Below are 21,406 nucleotides of genomic sequence, written 5' to 3'. Positions count from 1 at the left end.
GGAGGAAATGAATGGTTGGCGACAAAAATTAATATCACAAATTCCTTTTCAACAACATAAACTTCTTTTTGTGTATGATCGGGATGACATTTTATCTGATGAGGAACTCTTATCATACCTACAACAAAATGAGGTAAATATATTTACATTTAAGGATCGTGCCGAATTAAGAATTCATTATGAAGAGCAGTTGGAGTATTCTAGCGGTAAATGGATTTATAAGTATGTGGGGGAAGGGTCGTTCACCTTCCCTTTCGACATGCTTAAAAACCAGGAGCCGGTTGAGTTAACTCTTCACATTGCTTTTCCAAATCTATCATTACCAATATTACATCAGCTTGATCATGACGCACTTGATGGGGTATATAAGGTTTCAGATTCTTTACAAAGTCCTCTTACCGATTCAGAAACGATGGAATTTCTATTAAGGAGGGTGTATAAGCTTTCCTTTGACACGATTGAAAATGAGGTGGAATGGCTTTCCTTCTTGATACAATTACATGACCACCGATTATCAGTACCGAATGTACTAATTGATTTTATAATAGAACATATATCTTCAAAATCAGTACAATTTCAGGATCTATTTCCATTAGCATACTTTAAAAATAAATTTATGGAATTTTTGCAGAATCATTGGGATGAATATGTGAAAAAAAATATTAATCAAGATATATCCATACAAGAAGGTACTACGTCAACCTATCATAAAGATCATCTGTTTTCATATGAGTCAATGCGTAGAATGATACAGCATTATTTCATTGAAGGAAAGCTCCTTCCAAAAGAAGTTGATAAGGAACGTAATATTCCAGTTTGGGCGGAACATGGTGTGAAGCAAAAGTCTTATCAGCCATTAAAAGATATTCATCATTTAGGTGAAAAAATTGATTTGTTTTTGGATGAAGGAAAGATTCAACATAAAGATTGGATTGAGGTAGCAGTTCTTTATGGTCAAATGAAAATGCTGCAAATCCAGTACGGAGTCGGTGAACAGATTGTAAATGAATTAGATAAGAAAATAAATCAATTATTTCAAGACTGGATGCTGTTGAACTATCAAACACTAGCAAGTTTTTCGCCTTATATCCGACCGGCTATGGTTCATCATGTTCTCCCGTATATGCAATTTCAAGAAGAACGAAAACAAGTACTAATTGTTTTGGATGGTATGAGTTTTGTTCAATGGAAGCAAATAAAGCAGGCTCTTGATGTTTCCTTTGTATCTGAAGAAAATGGTGTCTTTGCTTGGGTTCCAACTATAACTGAAATTAGTAGACGTTCTATTTTTCACGCGAATATCCCTAGACTTCAATCTTCAATTTCTGAAGAAAAGGCTTGGAGGCAATTCTGGAAACGAGAATCGATTGCTGATATGCACATTACTTTTGAAAATCACTTGGCTCAAGGAGAATTTGATGTAAGTCAAATTGCTGCACTACAAAAAACAAATACAAAAAAGGCTTCGATAATTTTACGGAACATTGATGCTCTGACACACGGTGCAATTCAAGGGTTAGAAGGTATGTACGCTGAAATTGATGTATGGTTGAAATCAGGCTATTTACAACAACTCATTCTTAAGCTTTTAGAGGAAGGGTATGCAGTATATATTACCTCTGATCATGGGAATACAGAAAGTATTGGGATTGGTAGACCAAGACAAGGAACATTGGTTGAAACGAAGGGTGAACGTGTTAGAATATATAAAGACCAAATGTTTCGGGATGAAGCAGCAAGTCTATATACTTCTATTAAATGGCCTAATGATGCTTTATCCAAAGAACACTATTATCTACTGGCAGAAGCAAGAGAAGCGTTTGTAACAAAGAATGAACATATTGTAAGTCATGGTGGTATCACGTTAGAAGAAGTGATTGTGCCATTTATTAAAATAGACAAACGCAAATAAGGATGGATTCAAAATGAAAAAAGCAGTTGGATTTGATCAAAAAATCCTTCTTCATCAATTAGATTTTATAGCAAGAGAAATTCCGCGAACAGAATCTCGTAATGAATTGTATGAGAAAGTTGAGGAATTTTTAACTGCGGATATTGCTGGTCAAAAGTCACGCTTAAATGCAAGAACAATCCTGTTTAAGATATGGTATCTAGTTGAAGATCAGCATCTTCATTTGCAAAAGGAAGCTTTACATTTTTTTGACGAAGTGACGCAAGAAGAGCGTAAAGTATTGCATTGGGGAATGACACTACTGGCTTATCCTTTTTTTACAGATTTAGTAAAAGAACTCGGTATTTTATTTAAAATCCAAGACGAAGTACCTTCTGAACAATTATCTAGAAAGATGAAATCATTATATGGTGATCGAAGAAGAGTAGAAGTTTCCATTAGTGCAACAATGACTACTCTACGTTTTTGGGAAGCTGTTGTATCAGAAAAAAGGAATACACAGGGATTACCATCCATTCGAACTGTTATAAGGTCAGAACGATTAAAACAGTGGACGGCTGAAGTATTAATTCGAGTTCTACAAGTTACCTCATTACCAATTGAGGATTTTAAAGACCACCCACTTTTATTTCCATTTCGCTATGATATTACGACAGATGAATTAGATAAGAATCGTTTTGAAATTATTCGACAAGGCGTCGATATGCGAATGATAAGTCTTAAAAAATGATAAAGTGAAATCGACCTATTACATATTTTGAGTAATAGGTCATTTTTTTAGGTAAAATGAGAGAAGGAAATGGAAATTTTCTGTATAATTATAAGAAAATAATATCAAAGGTGATTGTATGATTAAGGTTGGAGATATTGTAAATGGTTCACATTTTCCAGAAACAGTAGAAATTAAGCAAGTAGAGTCATTCGGAGATGAATATTTTTCTGTAGCAGCAACTGGTCGGGATTCACATACATATTATGAACGAATGCTAGAACGTCATGAATTGTTATCCTTAACTAAGGTTAAAGGTGAATGTGATGAAAATGATGAGGTTGAGCCTACTGTTATTCAGCATCTCCTTCAATATTATACATTTCAAGTTGAAGAGAGGTATTCGAAAGGAAGAGCATTAGGAAATAAAAACTTAATGCCTCTGCCACACCAAATTGAGGCTGTTTATAGTAAGATGCTTCAAGTCCCGCAAGTTCGTTTTCTATTAGCGGATGATCCAGGTGCAGGAAAAACCATTATGTCAGGTATGCTTATTAAAGAGTTGTCTGCTAGGGAGAGCGTAAAACGTATTTTAATCTTAGTACCACCTCTAGTTCTTAAACAATGGCAGGAAGAACTACATGAAAAATTTAATGAACAATTTTTTATCATTAATCGTTCAGTAGTTCGGCAATATGGTGGCAAAAATCCATTTATAGAACATGACTTATGTTTGGCTTCAATTTATTGGGCAGCTCGGGAAGACGTTAAAGGCTTGGTGCAAGAAGCGGATTTTGATCTAGTTATTGTTGATGAGGCTCATAAGATGGCTGCATATACTCATGGAACCATTAAGAAAAAAACGAGTAAAACGAAGCTTTATCACTTGGGAGAGTCAATTTTACGTAAAGCACAGCATTGTGTTCTTTTAACGGCTACTCCTCATAAAGGGGATGTTGAAAATTTTCGACATCTCATGAGATTAGTTGATTCTGATATTTTTTCAAGTGTCACAGTAAATGAATCATTGAAAGAAAAGTCCAATCCTTTTATTATTCGGAGATTAAAAGAGAATTTAACAAACTTTGATGGTACACCACTTTTCCCGAAGCGAGTAACGAAAACGCTTCAATTCGATCTATCCGAAAAAGAGTTAGCTCTCTATGAAGCTGTTACAGAGTATGTACGTAATCATTTCAATCGTGCAATTAGTAACGGGAATAACAGTACAGCTTTCGCCATGATGTTATTGCAAAGACGGCTATCTTCTTCAACTGAAGCTATCCATCTCTCGTTACAACGAAGAAAAGAACGCCTGGAAAGTTTATTAAAAGAAACCGAGCAAGAGCGGAAAAAACTAGTTAAAAAACTACAAAAATTAGAGATAGATGATTTTGATGATGAAGGTTTCGAAGAACAGCAGCGATTAGAAGCTTCACTTGAACAGGCAGTAGATTTAATTGATACAGAAGAACTAAAAATTGAAATAAATGAGTTAGAAAAGCTGCTTCAGCAGACAAGTTATCTACGTTTAAATATGATGGAGCGTAAGTATGATGAATTAGAAAGAACTCTTTTTGGAACAAACGGTTTACTAGAAAAAGGTGAAAAAATTTTACTCTTTACTGAATCTACCGATACTCTGAATTATTTGGAGCGACGATTAAAGGCACGCATTCCTGTGATCGCAAAAATTATTGGGAAGTACTCAATGGATGAGAGAAGAAGACAGGTTGAGCTTTTTAGAAATGAAAGTCAAGTGATGCTTGCTACGGATGCCGGAGGAGAGTCTATAAATCTTCAATTTTGTAATCAGATGATAAATTATGATATACCGTGGAACCCCAATAAATTAGAGCAAAGAATGGGACGTATTCATCGAATCGGTCAGAAGAATGAGGTTGCAATTTTCAACTTAGTTGCAGCTAATACCCGTGAAGGGGATGTAATGATACGTCTATTAGAAAAGATGGACAGAATGAGAGAAGATCTAGGATCTGACCTTGTTTATGATTTTATTGGTGAAATCCTTGATGATGAGTATGGTAATCTAGCTAATTTAATGGAATCAGCAATTCTTAATAGGGAAAATTTAGATGACATCATTGCAAAAATGGATAAAAGTATGTCCGAAGAGCATCAAAGATTGCTTAAATTTTTTGAAGAAGAAAGAATTGCTGAACAGGCTTTTGACCTGCCTACTATGAGGCGCGAACAACACGACCTATTAATTAAAAGGATACCACAGCGGGTTTATGTCCCTTTCGTAGAGCACATTTTTCAAAAGAATAATATTCGAATATATGATTCATTTGAAAATAAAGTGCACAGGATTGATAGATTCCCTAAGTATATTAGGGAGATAAGTCGGAAATATCATTTTGGCATTGAGCAGTTGAGGGACACCATTAGATTTACAGGATATACAGAGTATGAGACGGCAGAAGTTACTCGACTAGATAGCGATCATCAATTAGTTAAACTAGGAATGTTTTTAAGCAAAAAGGGAGCGGAAGAACATTCATTTAAAAGATTTTCAATATCATATCCAGTTTTAGAGCCTTTGTCCCTAAATGTGTATTCAATCATTATTACAGATGGGACAGGTGCGGAATTAGCAAAGGATCTTCTATTTTTAGCTAAGCGTGAAAATGGAGAAGTAATGCTAATGGATTCCTATTGGTTATTTCAGCAATTTACTGGTACAGTCATGCAATTTGAAAATAAAACGTATCCAGACATTCAACGTGAGGCCGTGAAAGCAACTATTGAGTTACGGAATCAGGTTAAGAAACAACGAGAGCAGCAGCTAGACAAGGTTGCAGATTATCTTCAAAAAACGTTTAAGAAACAAATTGATGACATATTAGATAAGCGGTTTATATACGAACAAGAGAATATGGATAATAAAAACAGCGCGTTAATCAATCAAATGAATGCTAATTTAACTGATACTGAAATTAGACGTGACGAACGCCTCATGATGATTGAACGACAAAGAAACATTGGAATGGAGCCACCTAAATTACTAATGCAGCTTGAATTAACTCCAAATCATCAGTTAAATAGACTGTTTTCAATAGATTACAAGGATATTGTAGAAAAATACGAACAGAGTAACGGAAGAGGTAATTTCAAAACCTTTAATACATTCGCTTTAGTCGACTTTTATAGTGAACGATTCAATGGTGAACCTAGATTTATTATTGTAACGGATAGAGAAGATTACTTGCCATCAGAAGATCATTTAGAGGATTTACAGGATATTTTAGATAAGGTTTATATATATGTTGTGCATAATGATGAAATTGTACAAGAGAGAGCAATGAGAGATGAAATATTAATTTATAAACAATAAACGTTCGGGGTGAGCAGTTAATGAAAAATCAAAGAGAAACTATTCGTAGGATGGTAGGGTATTTAAATAATGAGGAAAAGGATGGGGGCTTCTGGCTGCCGAATATTCAAAGACCATTTGTTTGGAAAGAGGAGCAAACAGAGCGTCTATTTGATTCAATTCTTAGGGAATATCCTATTAGTACGTTGCTTGTTTGGAAGACCAAGAGCAGTATCAAACGTCGGGAATTCATCCAAAATTATAAAAAGAAACAGAAGTTGTCAGATTTTTACGTATTAGAGGATTCAAGAATAAAGATGTTAGTACTAGATGGTCAACAACGATTACAAAGTTTGTTCATTGGCTTGAAAGGTAGTTACGAGGGTAAAGAATTATATTTGGATATTTTAAGTGGTGATTTAACACAACCTGATGATATTAGATACCGATTTAAGTTTATGGAAAAGGACAAGGTTAAATTCCCTTGGATAAAGTTCAAAGATATCGTATTTAGTAATGAAGAATACGATGAAATCAGTGAAAGACTCATAGATAATAGCAATATGGATCTTACTAGGGAGCAAGAAAAGCGCATTAGAAGAAATGTTTCTAAGATAATTAGAATCTTTACATCGGAAGAAACCTTAATTTACCAAGAGTTAGATAGTGTAGACAATCAAGAAGCATATACTGAAGATGATGTTGTTGAAATTTTTATAAGAGCCAATTCTGGGGGAACAGTTCTAGGTAAATCAGACCTTTTATTTTCACTTCTATCAGCTAGTTGGTCAGAATCCGATGAAAAAATGGAGGAATTGTTGGAGGATCTCAATAACACGGGATATAAGTTTAATCGTGATTTTGTACTAAAGACATGTCTTGCTTTACTTGATAAAGGGGCAGCTTATAACGTATCAAAATTCAGGGATGAAACAACGAGAGAAGATATTTCAATTAAGTGGGATGACATTGCAAATGCTATAAAAGATGTGAAGGATTTCTTATATGGCAAGACTTATTTAAGATCCGACAAAGCTTTGACATCATATCTCGGGTTAATACCGGTGATATATTTCAGATATCATTTTAAAAACAAGTGGGCAAATGTGAAGATGCTAGATGAGTATATTCTAAGAACTCTACTAACAGGTGCGTTTAGTGGAAGTCCAGATACGGTTATTGACCGTTGTATTGACACTGTAAGAAAGGCGCGGGATTTCAAAGTAGATGAGTTATTTGATGCTATACGTAGAAGCGGAAGAAACTTACAAATTGATGACGAAACAATTCTCGATCTTTCTTATGGCTCGAAGAATATTCATCTCATATTTAATTTATGGTACAAGGATTTTTCATATCACCCGGCGTTCGTTAATAATCAACCGCAAGTTGACCATATCTTCCCTCAAAGTGCTTTAAAGACAGTAAAGAAAGTAAACCCTGAAACAGGAAGAAAGGTCTTAAAATATAAATCTGAAGATCGTGACCAAATTGCTAATTGTATGTTATTAAAACAACAAGAAAATGGTTCTGGTGGCAAAAGTGATAGTTTACCAGAGAAATGGTTCGAAGATAAGTCAGATGATTATCTAGAAATGCATTTAATTCCGAAAGACAAAAACCTATGGAAAATAGAAAACTATGAACAATTTTTAACGGAAAGAAAGAAGCTAATATTGGATATGTTTAAGGAATTAATCTACTAATCTATTGAGAGGTGTTAAGACTATGGAATATAAATCAGTAGAAGATATTTTTCCTCTTATGAAGGATGAATATCATCGGAGAATGGCAGAAAAAAGCTACTACTTTATAGAGGAGAATTTTGATGATATAGAAATTGTTTCCCTTAGAAAATGTATTTCGATCGCAAAGAAAGGTTTTATAAAGTTTGCTACGATTACGACAGAAAATGGTAATGCATTATTACTGCATTTTCCTCCCGAAATTAGGGATCACCTTTTAACAAGAAAAGAGGAATTTAGTGTTCAGTTCGAAAAGCCAATGCGGGAACTGTATATTAACCAAATCAATATTCCTTTTGCTTATATACATGATGTGAACGAGTTACAAAAGTTAATTAAGATTGCTTATGATAATCCGAGAATGAAGAGGCATAAAGGTAATCAAAAAAGCTCTCTGTGAGGAAGGTGAAATTATGTGGATAAATGTTGATCACCCGACAAAAAAGATTACGTTCCACTTAGATGACTGCATTTTTATTCCTACAGCAGATTCAAAGTACAAAAAAGTTAATGGTCTACTTCGTGATGGTGGCTGGCTTTATTATAAAGATCTCCAAGAGGCACAATCCTATTATGAGGATAATTATAAGAAATATAAATTTGGAAGTTGTAATAGTTGCAAAGAAAACTAATTAATACATTTTTATAGTTAGGAGATTGAAATGGCTAAAGTAGGTAGGAATGATCTTTGTCCTTGTGGTAGTGGAAAAAAGTATAAAAAATGTTGTATCAACAAAGCAGATGATCCAAATTTTAGAAACCCTGAAAACTTCCTAGCAAATTATAAAAATTTAAAAAAGCAATCCAAAATAAAACAATGCCTTCATCCAAATAAGAGTAGGTGTAGTGAAAAAATAATTGGTGCTCATTCTATTCAAAATAATAAAATACTAAAAAGAATTGCTGATAACGGAATGTTGTATATGCCTTATCCGAAAAGTGATAATCCCTTTGAGATCGCCACTAAGTGGGGAAGAAAGGAAGCAACTGTATTTACAGGATTTTGTGGCCACCATGACAATGAACTTTTTAAACCGATAGAGAATTATGATTTTGATTATAGCGATAAACATGTGTTTCTTTATACGTATCGAGCGTTCGCTTTATGCTATCAAAGAAAGCAAGAAAACATAAAATTCGAACAAGGAATATTTAGTAAGACTCCATCCTTAATTAATCATAATGAGTTTGAGGATATGTTTAAAGGAGATAAGTTAGCCATAGATGACTTGGAGAAACCTAAGGGGATTTTTGAAAAAGCTATATTAAAAGATGAATATGATGTTTTAACATCAGTAGTGTGGAAATTTGAAAAAGCTGTAAACTTTGCAGCGTCAGGATTTACAGTAATAACTAAAGACTTGAAAGGAAAAGCTGTTCAAGATTTAATGAATCTTAACATCCAAATGAAACATGTTTTCTTTTCTGTATTCCCTGAAGGAGATAATTCATACTGCATACTTTCCTGGATAAAAGAAGAAAATGATATTTTTGAAGAATATAGAAAGCAATTGTTAGAATTAACTGAAGATGAAAGAATAACTTATTTAAATAATCTAATTCCAATGGAATCGGAAAACATAGTTATTAAACCGTCATCATGGGATGCCATGGATAAACATCAGCAGGAGGAATTTGGAATGCTTATATGGAACCTTGGACAACTTTATGAAGTGATGTGTGAAGAGGAAGAGCCTTATAATATGTTAGAAGAGACCTCATTCGACTTATTTAGAATATAAATGAGATGTGTTATCCAGCTAATCCAAAACAACAACTCAATTTCTAATTTTATGAATAATATATATACTTTAAGGTAATAATTGTCAAGTAAATAAACTTATTATATAATGAGATATAATAAGACTGTACGGAGTGAGAATGATGCTTATAAAAAATACAAGGTATAATATTGTTTATCCTAGAATAAGTAACTTGAGAAGGAAAGCCTTTGAAATTGAAGATCAATTAAAGGATTTTTTCCATCAAGTAACTTTAATTCCTGTTCCAGATGATGCTCCTGAAGACATACCTAGAATTTCCACAACATCTCATAATGGACACTCTCAATTAAACATATCATTATCTAATACACAACTTTTAACAAACTATGATGATGCTTTTGAGGGAAATTGGGAAAGATGTCTGGATTATGTTGAAAATAGGGTGGATATCCTTTATTCAACCTTGGGGAATTATATTAAAGATGGATATCTATTTTCAGGATTAACTACTGAAATAGTGTTTGATTCCATACTTGACGAAGATCCAATAGATTTAATGAGAAATAAATTTATTAATTTAAAAACAGATTTAAGTCCCCATGAGATAGAACAAAAAATAACGTTTGTAATAGAAGATGATTATTATGTTAATATTACATTTAAAAATTTAAGAATATATGAAGGATTAAATTATCAAGGCCCTGGTATGTTAAAAAATGAAAAAGACCATTATTTGGTTTGCATTTTAGATGTTAATGATCGGCATGGTTTTAATTATAAAGATGGGTATACTTCAAATATTAAAAATGCCAAAAAAATCGTGAAAATTACCCGAACAATTTTAGAGGAAAAACTAAATAAAATGATAACAGAGGGGGTTTTTGACGTATGAGTGAAGCATTATTAGTACAAAAAACTAATTCCCCGAAAATTATGGTTAGTCTTGGAGCGCTTTTAGCACTAGGCTCATTTTCACTAAACACATTTAGCTCAAGTATGTCTGGTGCATCACCAAATGTAGAGCATGTTTATTATGAAGAGGAAACAAGCACACCGGAGATATCAAGTATGGCTAATAAATTCGACAGATACAAAGAAGCTAGAGAAGTTTTTACTGGGGTAAGGGATTTTAGTGAACAGGAGTTATTACAATATAACAGTTCTTTGGATAAATTATTTAAGCCATTAGGAGTTAATCTATTTGACTTATGATGAATGAATTTATTGATTTTGTCACTGAAGTATTTCCTTCAATTCACCCTTACACAAAAGAACAAGTAAAAGCTTCGATTCAACAATTTGAAAAGAGTGGGGTGCAAAGAAACTTTTCAATGCATTCTGCTTTGCCTTATCTAGCACAAGGGGATATTTTTGGAGAGTTAATCCCCTTTATCAAACAGGACAAAAATGGAGAGTTATCTGTTTTAAAGGCTAAAGCAATTCTTTTATCAAATACCTGTGATTCTGAACGGGATGATATTTTGATATTTGCTCCTTTAATCCCGATTAAATCACTTGATATGGATGAACAAGCAATAAAAAGTAATCAAATATATAGACTGTTGTACTTTCCTGATCCTTTAATTGAAGAATATGTGGTTGACCTCAGTCTTCTAAATTCGTTTTCAAGAGTAATGTTTGAAAACAAATTAAGAGAAGGTAAATTTAGTAAAATTATGTCCTTAAATGATTTAGGGTACTATTTATTTTTATGTAAATTAACTGTTCATCTAATGAGGCCGGAGGATACAGGAGTACAAAAAATTAGATCAGCATAAATAAAAAAGAAGTACAAAAGGACACCCTTTGTACTTCTTTTTTTAATAATCTATAAGTCTATTAACGAATATTTTACCCTATCCAACGTTACGGTGAACCGTATCATAAGTAGATGAGGTTTTTAGGGATAAAAATTAAAAGCCAAAAAATTCAAGTGTTGAATGAAATTTGGATTTTTTGGCCTGTTTAGATTCTTTCTTAGGTAGATAAGTTCCTTTAGTTGAACAAGAAATGAAATCCCAAAAGTGAAGAAGTAACAATGTAAACTTGCTACTCCCGCATCCTTTATTTAGAGATGATAATAACCCCGCCACAATGAGAAATTGAATAAAATTTGCAATTACATATACTTGCTAATGCGGATTTTAATTCATCAAAAACGAAATAAAACTCATCATCGTCCCAATGATGAAGATTGTTTTCTCTACAAATATTCAGTTTTTCTCTGCTCTGAAAAGCGATGTCTCCAATTAATATTTGCCCTTCTGCTTTTAGGAGAGATAATAATTTAGTAACAAAGGAAACCTTTTCGCCTTCTGTTAGATGGTGCAATGTATAGGTGCTTACAATTGAATCATACCTGTTGTCAATGATTTTGGATGGTAGACCCTTTGAAATATCCCACTCTATTAAATTAGCTCCGGGCATTTTTGCCTTTGCAATAGAAATCATTTTAGGTGAAAAATCCAACCCATCTATTTGATGCCTATTTTCATATAGCTTACTCGTTAATACACCTGTTCCAAACCCTATATCCAACACGTCTGAACAAGTTTTTTGCATTACTTCATTGAAGATAACATTTAATATTTGTTTGTAACCTGCAAACGGATAATCATTGTTTTCTTCACTAATTTGTACAGTGTTATCATAATTGTCTGCCCATAAATTAAATCCCTGTTTATTTAACACGAATGCTCCTCCTATATTTTGAAAGAAATTACGAGCATTCAAATTAAAGTATTTGAATTACTCGAATTTAATCCCATTTAATTTATTAATTTGACATTTAATTATTTTGCAATTTCCCATTCCAAATCCCACCCCTCATTTAATTAAATAAATTATAACATTCCTTGGAAAAATCTTCATTTATTCAAAATTAATTATGATAGTGATAAAGCCTATAAAAATTATTATTGACAAGCTAAGTAATTACAATTGTTTTTTGATACAATAATGTCAAGTAAACTTGAACGGAGTGATGAGATGCGTTGGATAGAAGTACAAGAACGGTTTCCAAATGAATGGGTTGTATTAGAAGTTATCAAGGCGCACTCAAGAAACGGACAAAGGCATATTGATGAAATTATAGTAATTGATCGCTATGAAAAATCTGTTGACGCAATGCGCCGATATGGCGAATTGCGGCAGGAACAGCCAAATCGTGAATATTGCTTTTTTCATACTTCACGCCCCGACTTAGTTGCTCGTGAAAGGTATGTCGGGATTCGAGGTGCCAGATGAATATTGACATTTTGTATGGGCTTCCTTTTGTAAAATTAGAAATACAATACCGGGGGAAACGATTAATTCTTAATAAAGTATTAATAGATACTGGGTCAGCAGGTACGATTTTTAATGCGAATGTGGTGGATGAAATTGGTGTTGTCCCGAGGAAAATGATACAGTGGATACTATTCGAGGCGTAGGCGGTGTAGAATACGTTTACGTTAAAAATTTTGATAGAATTGCTTTAGGAGAAATAGTGCAAGAAAACTTCCAAATTGAAATTGGAAATATGGATTATGGCTTAGAAATTGACGGTATATTGGGATTTGACTTTATACAATCTTCTAAGCTTGTAATAGATACTAAAGAATTACTTGTCTATACATCGAATTAAATTCATTTATAATAACCTCATTTAGATTCATTACGGTAAATCTTACCACAAGTAACTAAGGTTATTAAGAAAATCATTTATAAGATTATTTAAGCAAAAGAAACAATCATATCCGTGTTAGATAGAACTGCTATTTGAATGGAGGTAAGTAAACATTTTATGAGATACATACAATCACAAATGAAACAACTGGTGAAAGACAATAAAGAGCTACAAGGGCAATTAAGAGAGTTGATGGAAGAACACGAACTTGAGAAAAATTTTGCCTTAAAGGCTTTGTATCATTCACAAGTGGCGGATGGTGGAAAGTATCAAACAGATTACCAAGCACTTGACCTGCCCAAGGGGTAAGTCTTCTTTACCAAATCCAATGAAAAATAAATAACTCATCAAGATTCATAGCGGTGAACGTTACCATAAGTAACTAAGATTTATGAAAGGAAACCCCTAGAGCGTTGATAATACAACGATTTAGGGGTTTTGTAGTTTAATAATCAATATCACCTTAAAGTAATATACCTGCCAAACTAAATAAATGTTCGTTTCAAACAAATTTCTTCTGATTGTAGTGCGATATTGTATTTCTTAGTATACAAAGGCCGATCGTTAGCACAACAAAATAACAAAATCTATTACTTCAAATCAGAGGGCAACATTCCATACACAATACTATCTGTCCATTCGTTTTTATTCCAAAAATCTTGTATGAAATGTGCTTCTTTTCTCATGCCTATTCGTTCACACAATTTTTGTGAAGCTGTATTTCGTGCATCAAGATTAGCTTGTATACGATGTACATGAAATTCATTAAATAATCTAAATACCAAACTACTTACTGCTTCTGTTGCCAAGCCTCTCCCTGTTACTTCATTTGAAAAACTATATCCAATCTCAACAGTGTCTTTCATATCTGTATACCATACGGATAGATCACCAACTACTTTAGTTTTATAGATCACTGCCAAACTTAACATTGATTCTTTAGTGAGCACATTGTTTGCTAACTTTTTATTAAATCTTTTCTGCATATCTTCATGAGTCCACTTATGATGTAATAGAAACTTACATGTATCATCATTATTATAAATTGCAAATACATCCTGTAAATCAGTACTCTTAAAAGGTCTAATTATTAACCTTTCTGTTGTCATTTCCAAGTTAGCTGACCTCCCTTACATTCATTCAATAGAATATTTTTATAGTATTTAAATCGCCTTCTTAGATTTTACCTTTATTATAAATTTCCATCATAGTCAATTAAAATCCTTCTTCCACTAAACTGCCTGTTAGAAAATGTTGAAATTTAACAGTTTAAATACTGCATAAAGTTCACTATGTTTACTTGTCAAAATTATTGTATATGGATCTATCCTATCGTTTAACGCAGTCTAAATAAAAAAACCATACTTCCTTTTTGAAGTATGGCAACCTATAATCTTTAAGGCATAATCACAAAACCAGTTGCACGTCTTGATTTAAGAACTTTAATCAACTGGTTTTGCAAAGAGGTATTGCATGTTATATCAATAATAACCTCACTTTTACGGGTTGAAAAAACTTTTAATTTCTTTTTAGTTATTACTAATTCGATTATCAATCCTAAGATAAAACCGCCAATTAACCCAATCAACCCCCAAATAATAGGTCCCCAGTGCCATACGAAGCCATAAATCCCTCCAAGAACCGAAAAGATTGTTGCACCCATCATGGCTCCATCGAGAACACTTGTACCATCGACACGATGGATAGAGTCAATGATATGTGTTTGAGAATCAAGATTTTCAAGAGGCAATGCAATGATATCCTCTGGTGGAATCCCCATCTTCTCCATATCATGAATAGCGATCTCTACAAAGGATGAATGATCAAATGTAGCAATTATTTGTACGGTATTGTTTTCATTTTTGCTTAGTTGTCCCAAGTTTTCAGCCCTCACTCTTAGATACCGTATTTGCTCAATATCGAACAGTGTATTGTTTTCAGTTACCGCTACATAAGCTTGATAGATGGAGAAGGCATACATAGAGGGCAAAAAGAGGAACCACTGCCAATCCACAATCTCAGTGGCTTTGTCAAATTCACCTAGAAAAGAATATAGCCAGGTACGAACAGCCATCGCCTTATAGCAAACAAATATCCACCAAGCTAAAATAAATGTGCCAACAAGTGTATTACTGCCATATAATTGCCCCAAGCCAGGTGTAAAAAAGGACCAGATCGAACCAACCAAGGGATTTTTCTTGTCGAGGACATTTATATCAAAGTAATTAACATCTGAAGGTGTTACAGGTGCATCTTCAATTTCAGATAGAAGGTGAGCTTTCTTGATTTCAACTGCACATCTGTAACTGTCCCAGATGCTATATATATAGACAGCTATATAAAGCATCGCCCAGTCCATATTTATGATGGCTTTAGCCTCTTCGAACCTGCCAATAAAGGAAAAGGCAATGGCCATGTTTAGATGGGACAAATTGTTTACCACAAGCTCCCAGATAATTAAAATAAAACCGTGTAGGTATTTCCCCAGGAACATGTGCCCGAAACCTGGAAAAGCAGCCGACCACCAAGCGGAAATCCAAGGTGTTCTGGGATATACCGAATTGATTCCCCAAACAGATATTTCCCCTTTGGAATAACGAGGTTTTATGTTAGCTGACTCAAACTTTTGATGCGGCATTGGGGAAGTTCTCCTTCGGCTTAATGTCTCTCTATAGAATTATCAATAATTACCTGTTTTATTCAGTGGCTCACCCACTGATTATGAATTTGATTTTGGAATGGGAGAAGTACTGATATTAATGATTTGATTGTGAATACATTAGGGGCTGTGATAGGATTTCTAATAATAAAGGAAATGTAAAAAAATTCATTTATTTATCACATTTTGAGGAATTTTTCAATCTGGTTTCCATCTTTATGTCATCTTTACATCGTTATGATATCCTAGGTTCGAACCTTTAAGATAATGTGGGGTAGGAAAATGCAAAAGTCAGTATTAATTGTAGAAGATGAAGACATCTTACGTGAAATTGTGAAAGATTATTTATTGGAAGAAGGATATAAAGTATTAGAAGCAGTTGATGGAAATGAAGCTTTAGCTATTTTTGATGAATATGAAGTACATTTGATTATTCTAGATATTATGTTGCCAGAATTAGATGGATGGTCTGTTTGTCGCCGAATTCGAAAGATATCCAATGTGCCTATTATTATGTTGACAGCTCGGGTAGATGAAGATGATACCTTACTAGGTTTTGAACTAGGAGCGGATGATTATGTGACAAAACCATATAGTCCACCGATTTTGTTAGCAAGAGTGAAACGATTAATGGAAAGTCGATATGCTCAGATAAGTAAGACAGCACATAAAGATACTTTAAATAGTAGTGGGATCCTAGTCGATTTTCCTACACGTACGGTATCTGTAGATGGAGAACAAATAAGTTTGACCTATACGGAATTTGAAATATTAACCTATTTAATACAAAATCAAGGAATTATAATTACGAGAGAACAACTTATCACGAAAATTTGGGGTTATGAATTTACAGGCGATGATCGTACAGTTAATAGTCATATCCGTAATTTGCGTCATAAATTAGGAAATAAAGCCAATTGTATTGTAACGGTTATTCGAGCAGGTTATAAATTTGAGGGCAACGCATGAAAAAAGGAATTGTTTTTAAGTTATTTATTCTAACAACTTTATTATGCATGTTCATTTTGGCAGCTATTTTTATTGGACAAACCATATTTTTTAAGCAATATTATGCTAACCAAAAGGTAAATGAGATTGAAACAAGTATTCAATCATTTATGGTGGAGTACTTGAAGGCAGGAAATGATGTTGAAAAGATCCAAAAGCTCGAGCAGGATTTTTACCAAGAAAATATGACATGGATTGCCACATTAGATAGTGCAGGAAATATTCATTTTGCTGATGATTTTTCCTTAAAGATTCAATTAGACCCTTCACGAGAGAAAGATTTTTCGAATCGAACGATTCACATTCCTTTGTATAGTTTGATTGGTTTAGAGGATATGGAAAGGGTCAGGTATGATTTAAATCAGGGAAATCGTATTTATATAGATGGTGTGAAAAAAGATGATCGCTTCGTTCCAGCTATTGTAACAGTAGAAAATAGGAATTCTGTCTTAGAAAATATGTTGCTTTCAGAAAAATTATTTGGCAGAAAAGAGGTTGCTGAACCTTATCCAATCGAGCGATCACAGCAATTAATGGAAGAGGTCAGGGAATTACAATTGCCCGCAGATCCTGGCCGTATAATCAGGGAAGATTACTTGAACTTATTTTTAAAGGGAGACATTCTGGAATTGAATTTACCTGTCGGGTCAGGCAGTTCTAATATTTATTCAAATCGCGTGTTTATCGAAAGAGTAAAGAAATTTCAGGTAGACTTACTATTTAAAGAACGCCAACTTTCGGTTACAGATACAATCGATTTTGAGGAAAATAACATCAATTACAAAATTTTTATTAGACCCTTAAAAGATACGACTGGTGAAACAATGTATATATTTGCGATGACCTCCTTACAACCAGTAGATGAAGCAGTACAAATGTTAGAGGATTATTATATCTATCTAATCATATTGGTCTTGTTTCTTGTGGTTCTGGCTTCATTTTATTATTCAAAAAAGATTGCCAAACCCCTATTACAAATAAACGATACGACGAGCAGGATGGCGAACTTGGACTTCACGGAGACAATACCGATTACATCAAAAGATGAGATTGGTACCTTGTCAAATAATATTAATACACTCTCCAATACATTGCATTCGTATATTCATCAATTGCAGCAGGATATTGAAAAAGAAAAAAGGTTAGAAAAGATCCGAAAAGAATTTATTTCAAGTGTTTCACATGAATTAAAGACGCCTTTAAGCATTATGAAGAGCTGTATCTCCATTTTGGAGGATGGTGTTGCAAGTAATAAAAAAGATTATTATTTTAAAGCAATGGCAAAAGAAGTAGATAAAATGGATATGCTCATTGTTGATATGCTCGAATTAGCCAAATTTGAATCGGGTACGTATAAAATGAATATGGATGTGTTTTATATTGACGAGGTCATTGAGTATATATGTGAGCAATTACATATAGACATAATGAAGAAGCAATTACATGTCCATAAACAGCTTTCCAAAATAAAGGTTGTTGCCAATCAACATCGAATCGAGCAAGTGATTACGAATTTTATTACCAATGCGATCCGTTACACACCGAATAATGAAAGAATCATTATTTCTATGATCGAAGAAGACGAGCAAGTGAAGGTATGTGTGGAGAATAAAGGTACACATATTGCTGAGGATCATTTGGAAAAAATATGGGATCGTTTTTATCGCGGGGATACGTCACGCAACCGCTCCAAAGGCGGAACAGGGTTAGGCCTTGCTATTTCAAAAAATATATTGGAGCTGCATGGTTCACAATATGGGGTATCAAATACTGAAGATGGAGTATTATTTTACTTCTATATAAAGAAAGATGAGTAGAATTTCAATTCTACTCATCTTTTTTTTGCTAAAAAAGGATTTAATCTAGTCTAAACTTTAGCCTAAATCAATTTCATCTTCATCTCTTCTTTATCTCATTCTATTAATCTATTCACAACATCAAAAGAAATGGAATAGAGGTCCCATATGAGAAAGCGTATACTACTATTATTTTTCCTTGCAAGCATGGTTCTTTTTTATAGCTGTCAGCTTGATTTGAATCGGGATCAAGTCGATTCTAAGTCAACAGAGCCAATTGAAACATCTCATAATCCCGAGTTGGAGCGTAATAAAAAATCCTCTGAAAGAGAAAAAACGGAATCTGAGAATTTGGAGTCGGATATAGAACTCGTTTCTCCCAATATTGAAAAGACGGTCTATCTCACCTTTGATGATGGTCCCACTTCTGTAACAACAGATATTTTAGATGCCTTACATCAATTTAATGCAGAAGCAACATTCTTTATGCTGGAACCTTTGATGAGAGATATGCCAGAGGTTGTTACTAAAATTGTAGAGGCTGGTCATGCTGTCGGTTTACATGGTGTGACTCACAACAAAGAGCATTTCTATCAATCCGAACAATCTGCTCTCGAAGAAATGATGACCGCACAGAAGACACTTCAACAGATTACAGGTATTCGATCAAATCTAATTCGGACCCCTTATGGAAGTGTTCCTTATTTAACAAATTCTTTTCGAGATATTTTAGATAGCAGAGGATTTAAATTATGGGATTGGAATGTTGACAGTAGTGATTGGTCTTTATCCAGTGGACAATATGTAGAAACAGTCATTAATCAAATCGAAAATCTAGTCAAAGCAGATGTGGCACCAATTATTCTTATGCATGATAAACAAAAGACAGCTGAACATTTGCCAATTCTATTAACCTATCTATCAGATCAGGGATATCAAATGAAGAGAATGGAAGAAAATATGCTGCCATATAACTTCAACTGTTATACGCGTTGTCATCGACTAACTGTACAGAAGTAAAAAGAGAATGAAAGAAGAGGGGAAAATGTTAAATAAAAGAACGCGTTTAATCATATTTAGTGTATTAGTATTATTAATTGTTATTAGTTTAGTTGAATTTCGGGGAACCTCTACTTTTGATTCAAATAAAAATAATATGCAATCTGATAATAAAGAGTATATAAATAATCAAAAGATAACAGATAAAAAATATAAAATAGTCATTGATCCAGGACATGGGGGAAAAGATGTTGGATCTACAGGTGTGAGTGGCCAGTATGAAAAGGACTTTACTTTGAGTGTATCAAAAAAGGTGGAAAACCTATTAAAACAGGAATCTCAAATAGATGTATATATGACGAGAGCGGATGACAGCTTTCTATCGCAAGAAAGTCGATATAGGCCGAAATATGCCAATGAGTTAAATGCAGATTTACTTATTTCTATCCACGGTAACACTTTTGATGATTCGAGTGTTTCAGGTACTGAGGTGTTTTACTATCACAAAAATTCTCGAAAACTTGCAGAAGTTTTACTGAAACATGTGGTTGAAGCAACTGGATTTAGAGATAGGGGAGCCAAGAAGCAAGATTTATTTGTTGTTAAAGATACAGAAATGCCAGCAGTCTTAATAGAAGTAGGTTATTTGACAAACCCTCAGGATGAATCCAAGATGTGGACGGCTGAAGGTCAAAATGATGTTGCTGCCGCGATTGTAGAGGGGATAAAAGAATACATTTACGGGAATTTTTGATCTCACATGGAGGCCTCTTTTTTATATGTAGAAATTGCATTTTCCCATATTTAAGAGAAGCTTATCCCTTTCTTAAAAAAAACTTTAAACTTCGTGGATATAATCAGCACATAAGCAAAGATTATTTGCTTAAATCAGAAGTAGAGGGAAGAAGGGATGATCATAATGGATAAGAACAAATCTGGAAAGAAAGCTTTTATGAGTATGCGAAAAAGGGTAATAACGGGCGTGGCAATTTTAGTAATAGGTACTTCAACTACTGTCGCAGCATCTCAGGACACAGGTTATTTTAATGAGTTTTTCGGAGGGGGAACAAATGGCTTTGTAAAAGACACACACGATCAAGAGGTTGTACAATCTGGAATAAAAATGAAAATAGAGGAAAGTTTGAGTGCGGGGAAAAGCGCGCTCACCACTGTTTCTTTTGAAAAGGAAGATGGAACGGGATTTCCTGAAGGAGCTTTAGTTTCCAATCTGGAATTAGATGTAAAGCATGGTGCAAGTTATATGGTTGAGCAACAATTAACAGAGGATCATAAGAAGATTATTGTCATGTTTGATATCGATACATTAAGTAGCTTAGAAGGCAAAGGCATCACGATTAAAGCTGATGCCATTGTAAATGATGAAACAGACAAGGTCATAGCTAATGGCCCTTTTAAAAATAAATTTACAGCAAAGGATCGCTCAGATAAAACGGATATTGATTTAACACTCAAACAACAAAATGAAGAAGTCGTATTGAAAACGATCTATGTTTCAGCTATTGGAATTGGAATTGAAGGGGAACGAATGGATGGTCAGTCAAGCTATTTACCTGAAATTAGCCCAATTGTTAAGGTGATGACAAAGGATAATCAAATCATTGAATTAAGTACAAGTTCAACAAGCTCAACGGACAATGGGTTCAAATGGCAATATAGCCTAGATTCAGAAGGAAATCGGATATTTTTAGATAAATCTGCGATTAAAAATATCATGATAAATAATCATAAAATTAGTATCGGTGTTTGTCAAGATAGTTGTCGCATTTCACTTGTTTGCTAGTGTAAAAATGTTAGGGGTTACTACCGCGCTTCGCTTGGTGGCCTTCTCA

At 33.7% G+C, this 21,406-nt stretch carries 21 protein-coding genes and 1 pseudogene; 19 read left to right on the top strand and 3 right to left on the bottom strand.

Features of this window, described 5'->3' with window-relative positions; genetic code table 11:
• Positions 1-7: 7 nt before the first annotated feature.
• From pglZ to J2Z40_RS15670, 9 genes are all read left to right on the top strand, one after another.
• On the top strand, positions 8-1,912 hold the full coding sequence (gene pglZ / locus J2Z40_RS15710; protein ID WP_066398766.1) for a BREX-3 system phosphatase PglZ: 1,905 nt from the start codon (positions 8-10) through the stop codon (positions 1,910-1,912).
• A gap of 13 nt (positions 1,913-1,925) precedes the next feature.
• Positions 1,926-2,642, top strand: coding sequence for a hypothetical protein (locus tag J2Z40_RS15705; RefSeq protein WP_066398764.1), 717 nt, complete (start codon positions 1,926-1,928; stop codon positions 2,640-2,642).
• 118 nt (positions 2,643-2,760) lie between these two features.
• Entirely contained in the window at positions 2,761-5,979 is a 3,219-nt protein-coding gene (locus tag J2Z40_RS15700) for a DEAD/DEAH box helicase (protein WP_066398762.1), read from the top strand.
• Between the two features lie 20 nt (positions 5,980-5,999).
• A complete protein-coding gene (locus J2Z40_RS15695) occupies positions 6,000-7,664 on the top strand; it encodes a GmrSD restriction endonuclease domain-containing protein (protein WP_066398761.1) in 1,665 nt (554 codons plus the stop codon).
• A 22-nt stretch (positions 7,665-7,686) separates the two neighbouring features.
• Entirely contained in the window at positions 7,687-8,103 is a 417-nt protein-coding gene (locus tag J2Z40_RS15690) for a hypothetical protein (protein WP_066398755.1), read from the top strand.
• Positions 8,104-8,365: 262 nt separating this feature from the next.
• Positions 8,366-9,445: a YecA family protein gene (locus tag J2Z40_RS15685; protein ID WP_066398750.1), complete on the top strand. Its 1,080-nt coding sequence runs from the start codon at positions 8,366-8,368 to the stop codon at positions 9,443-9,445.
• Positions 9,446-9,584: 139 nt separating this feature from the next.
• Positions 9,585-10,319, top strand: a complete 735-nt coding sequence (locus J2Z40_RS15680; RefSeq protein WP_157087864.1) for a hypothetical protein — start codon at positions 9,585-9,587, stop codon at positions 10,317-10,319.
• Positions 10,316-10,639, top strand: coding sequence for a hypothetical protein (locus J2Z40_RS15675; protein ID WP_066398741.1), 324 nt, complete (start codon positions 10,316-10,318; stop codon positions 10,637-10,639). The genes J2Z40_RS15680 and J2Z40_RS15675 overlap by 4 nt, the downstream gene beginning before the upstream one ends.
• The gene (locus J2Z40_RS15670; RefSeq protein WP_157087863.1) at positions 10,639-11,205 is read left to right on the top strand and encodes a hypothetical protein; all 567 of its coding nucleotides are present in this window, start codon (positions 10,639-10,641) and stop codon (positions 11,203-11,205) included. The genes J2Z40_RS15675 and J2Z40_RS15670 overlap by 1 nt, the downstream gene beginning before the upstream one ends.
• A 286-nt stretch (positions 11,206-11,491) precedes the next feature.
• Here the strand turns inward: J2Z40_RS15670 and J2Z40_RS15665 are convergent, their stop codons facing one another.
• Positions 11,492-12,118, bottom strand: a complete 627-nt coding sequence (locus J2Z40_RS15665) for a methyltransferase domain-containing protein (RefSeq protein WP_066398737.1) — start codon at positions 12,116-12,118, stop codon at positions 11,492-11,494.
• Positions 12,119-12,415: 297 nt separating this feature from the next.
• Between J2Z40_RS15665 and J2Z40_RS15660 the strand changes: the two genes are divergently transcribed.
• The 4 genes from J2Z40_RS15660 (at position 12,416) to J2Z40_RS15650 (ending at position 13,403) form a co-directional block, all read left to right on the top strand.
• Positions 12,416-12,673, top strand: a complete 258-nt coding sequence (locus J2Z40_RS15660) for a hypothetical protein (protein WP_066398736.1) — start codon at positions 12,416-12,418, stop codon at positions 12,671-12,673.
• Positions 12,670-12,858: a hypothetical protein gene (locus tag J2Z40_RS19880; protein ID WP_245350129.1), complete on the top strand. Its 189-nt coding sequence runs from the start codon at positions 12,670-12,672 to the stop codon at positions 12,856-12,858. Before J2Z40_RS15660 ends, J2Z40_RS19880 begins: the two co-directional genes overlap by 4 nt.
• Entirely contained in the window at positions 12,837-13,052 is a 216-nt protein-coding gene (locus J2Z40_RS19875) for a pepsin/retropepsin-like aspartic protease family protein (RefSeq protein WP_245350128.1), read from the top strand. The genes J2Z40_RS19880 and J2Z40_RS19875 overlap by 22 nt, the downstream gene beginning before the upstream one ends.
• Positions 13,053-13,211: 159 nt before the next feature.
• Entirely contained in the window at positions 13,212-13,403 is a 192-nt protein-coding gene (locus tag J2Z40_RS15650; RefSeq protein ID WP_066398735.1) for a hypothetical protein, read from the top strand.
• A gap of 281 nt (positions 13,404-13,684) precedes the next feature.
• On the opposite strand, the gene J2Z40_RS15645 is transcribed toward J2Z40_RS15650, so the two are convergent.
• Both J2Z40_RS15645 and J2Z40_RS15640 read right to left on the bottom strand, forming a co-directional pair.
• Positions 13,685-14,209, bottom strand: a complete 525-nt coding sequence (locus tag J2Z40_RS15645; protein ID WP_066398732.1) for a GNAT family N-acetyltransferase — start codon at positions 14,207-14,209, stop codon at positions 13,685-13,687.
• A gap of 281 nt (positions 14,210-14,490) precedes the next feature.
• A complete protein-coding gene (locus J2Z40_RS15640; RefSeq protein WP_066398730.1) occupies positions 14,491-15,732 on the bottom strand; it encodes a hypothetical protein in 1,242 nt (413 codons plus the stop codon).
• A 108-nt stretch (positions 15,733-15,840) separates the two neighbouring features.
• Between J2Z40_RS15640 and J2Z40_RS20175 the strand changes: the two are divergent.
• The 6 genes and pseudogenes from J2Z40_RS20175 to J2Z40_RS15610 all read left to right on the top strand — a co-directional run.
• A pseudogene (locus tag J2Z40_RS20175) lies at positions 15,841-15,915 on the top strand (VanZ family protein); the annotation flags it as partial.
• A 120-nt stretch (positions 15,916-16,035) separates the two neighbouring features.
• Positions 16,036-16,722, top strand: coding sequence for a response regulator transcription factor (locus J2Z40_RS15630; protein ID WP_066398728.1), 687 nt, complete (start codon positions 16,036-16,038; stop codon positions 16,720-16,722).
• On the top strand, positions 16,719-18,578 hold the full coding sequence (locus J2Z40_RS15625) for a sensor histidine kinase (protein ID WP_066398725.1): 1,860 nt from the start codon (positions 16,719-16,721) through the stop codon (positions 18,576-18,578). The genes J2Z40_RS15630 and J2Z40_RS15625 overlap by 4 nt, the downstream gene beginning before the upstream one ends.
• Positions 18,579-18,725: 147 nt before the next feature.
• Positions 18,726-19,577 (top strand): polysaccharide deacetylase family protein, encoded by an 852-nt coding sequence (locus J2Z40_RS15620; protein ID WP_245350127.1) that lies wholly within the window; start codon positions 18,726-18,728, stop codon positions 19,575-19,577.
• A gap of 25 nt (positions 19,578-19,602) precedes the next feature.
• Entirely contained in the window at positions 19,603-20,310 is a 708-nt protein-coding gene (locus J2Z40_RS15615) for an N-acetylmuramoyl-L-alanine amidase family protein (RefSeq protein ID WP_157087862.1), read from the top strand.
• A 165-nt stretch (positions 20,311-20,475) separates the two neighbouring features.
• Entirely contained in the window at positions 20,476-21,357 is an 882-nt protein-coding gene (locus J2Z40_RS15610) for a hypothetical protein (RefSeq protein WP_066398720.1), read from the top strand.
• The last annotated feature ends 49 nt before the right edge of the window (positions 21,358-21,406 follow it).

This window comes from Cytobacillus eiseniae (assembly GCF_017874625.1).
Taxonomy (GTDB): Bacteria; Bacillota; Bacilli; order Bacillales; family Cytobacillaceae; genus Cytobacillus; species Cytobacillus eiseniae.
This window is presented reverse-complemented; position numbering and strand designations above follow the sequence as displayed.

What these genes read in the sequence shown, in the direction of transcription:
- pglZ (WP_066398766.1), top strand. Translation starts at nt 8, where the DNA reads ATGAATGGTTGGCGACAAAAATTAATATCACAAATTCCTTTTCAACAA.
- J2Z40_RS15705 (WP_066398764.1), top strand. Translation starts at nt 1,926, where the DNA reads ATGAAAAAAGCAGTTGGATTTGATCAAAAAATCCTTCTTCATCAATTA.
- J2Z40_RS15700 (WP_066398762.1), top strand. Translation starts at nt 2,761, where the DNA reads ATGATTAAGGTTGGAGATATTGTAAATGGTTCACATTTTCCAGAAACA.
- J2Z40_RS15695 (WP_066398761.1), top strand. Translation starts at nt 6,000, where the DNA reads ATGAAAAATCAAAGAGAAACTATTCGTAGGATGGTAGGGTATTTAAAT.
- J2Z40_RS15690 (WP_066398755.1), top strand. Translation starts at nt 7,687, where the DNA reads ATGGAATATAAATCAGTAGAAGATATTTTTCCTCTTATGAAGGATGAA.
- J2Z40_RS15685 (WP_066398750.1), top strand. Translation starts at nt 8,366, where the DNA reads ATGGCTAAAGTAGGTAGGAATGATCTTTGTCCTTGTGGTAGTGGAAAA.
- J2Z40_RS15680 (WP_157087864.1), top strand. Translation starts at nt 9,585, where the DNA reads ATGATGCTTATAAAAAATACAAGGTATAATATTGTTTATCCTAGAATA.
- J2Z40_RS15675 (WP_066398741.1), top strand. Translation starts at nt 10,316, where the DNA reads ATGAGTGAAGCATTATTAGTACAAAAAACTAATTCCCCGAAAATTATG.
- J2Z40_RS15670 (WP_157087863.1), top strand. Translation starts at nt 10,639, where the DNA reads ATGAATGAATTTATTGATTTTGTCACTGAAGTATTTCCTTCAATTCAC.
- J2Z40_RS15660 (WP_066398736.1), top strand. Translation starts at nt 12,416, where the DNA reads ATGCGTTGGATAGAAGTACAAGAACGGTTTCCAAATGAATGGGTTGTA.
- J2Z40_RS19880 (WP_245350129.1), top strand. Translation starts at nt 12,670, where the DNA reads ATGAATATTGACATTTTGTATGGGCTTCCTTTTGTAAAATTAGAAATA.
- J2Z40_RS15650 (WP_066398735.1), top strand. Translation starts at nt 13,212, where the DNA reads ATGAGATACATACAATCACAAATGAAACAACTGGTGAAAGACAATAAA.
- J2Z40_RS15640 (WP_066398730.1), bottom strand. Translation starts at nt 15,732, where the DNA reads ATGCCGCATCAAAAGTTTGAGTCAGCTAACATAAAACCTCGTTATTCC.
- J2Z40_RS15630 (WP_066398728.1), top strand. Translation starts at nt 16,036, where the DNA reads ATGCAAAAGTCAGTATTAATTGTAGAAGATGAAGACATCTTACGTGAA.
- J2Z40_RS15625 (WP_066398725.1), top strand. Translation starts at nt 16,719, where the DNA reads ATGAAAAAAGGAATTGTTTTTAAGTTATTTATTCTAACAACTTTATTA.
- J2Z40_RS15620 (WP_245350127.1), top strand. Translation starts at nt 18,726, where the DNA reads ATGAGAAAGCGTATACTACTATTATTTTTCCTTGCAAGCATGGTTCTT.
- J2Z40_RS15615 (WP_157087862.1), top strand. Translation starts at nt 19,603, where the DNA reads ATGTTAAATAAAAGAACGCGTTTAATCATATTTAGTGTATTAGTATTA.
- J2Z40_RS15610 (WP_066398720.1), top strand. Translation starts at nt 20,476, where the DNA reads ATGGATAAGAACAAATCTGGAAAGAAAGCTTTTATGAGTATGCGAAAA.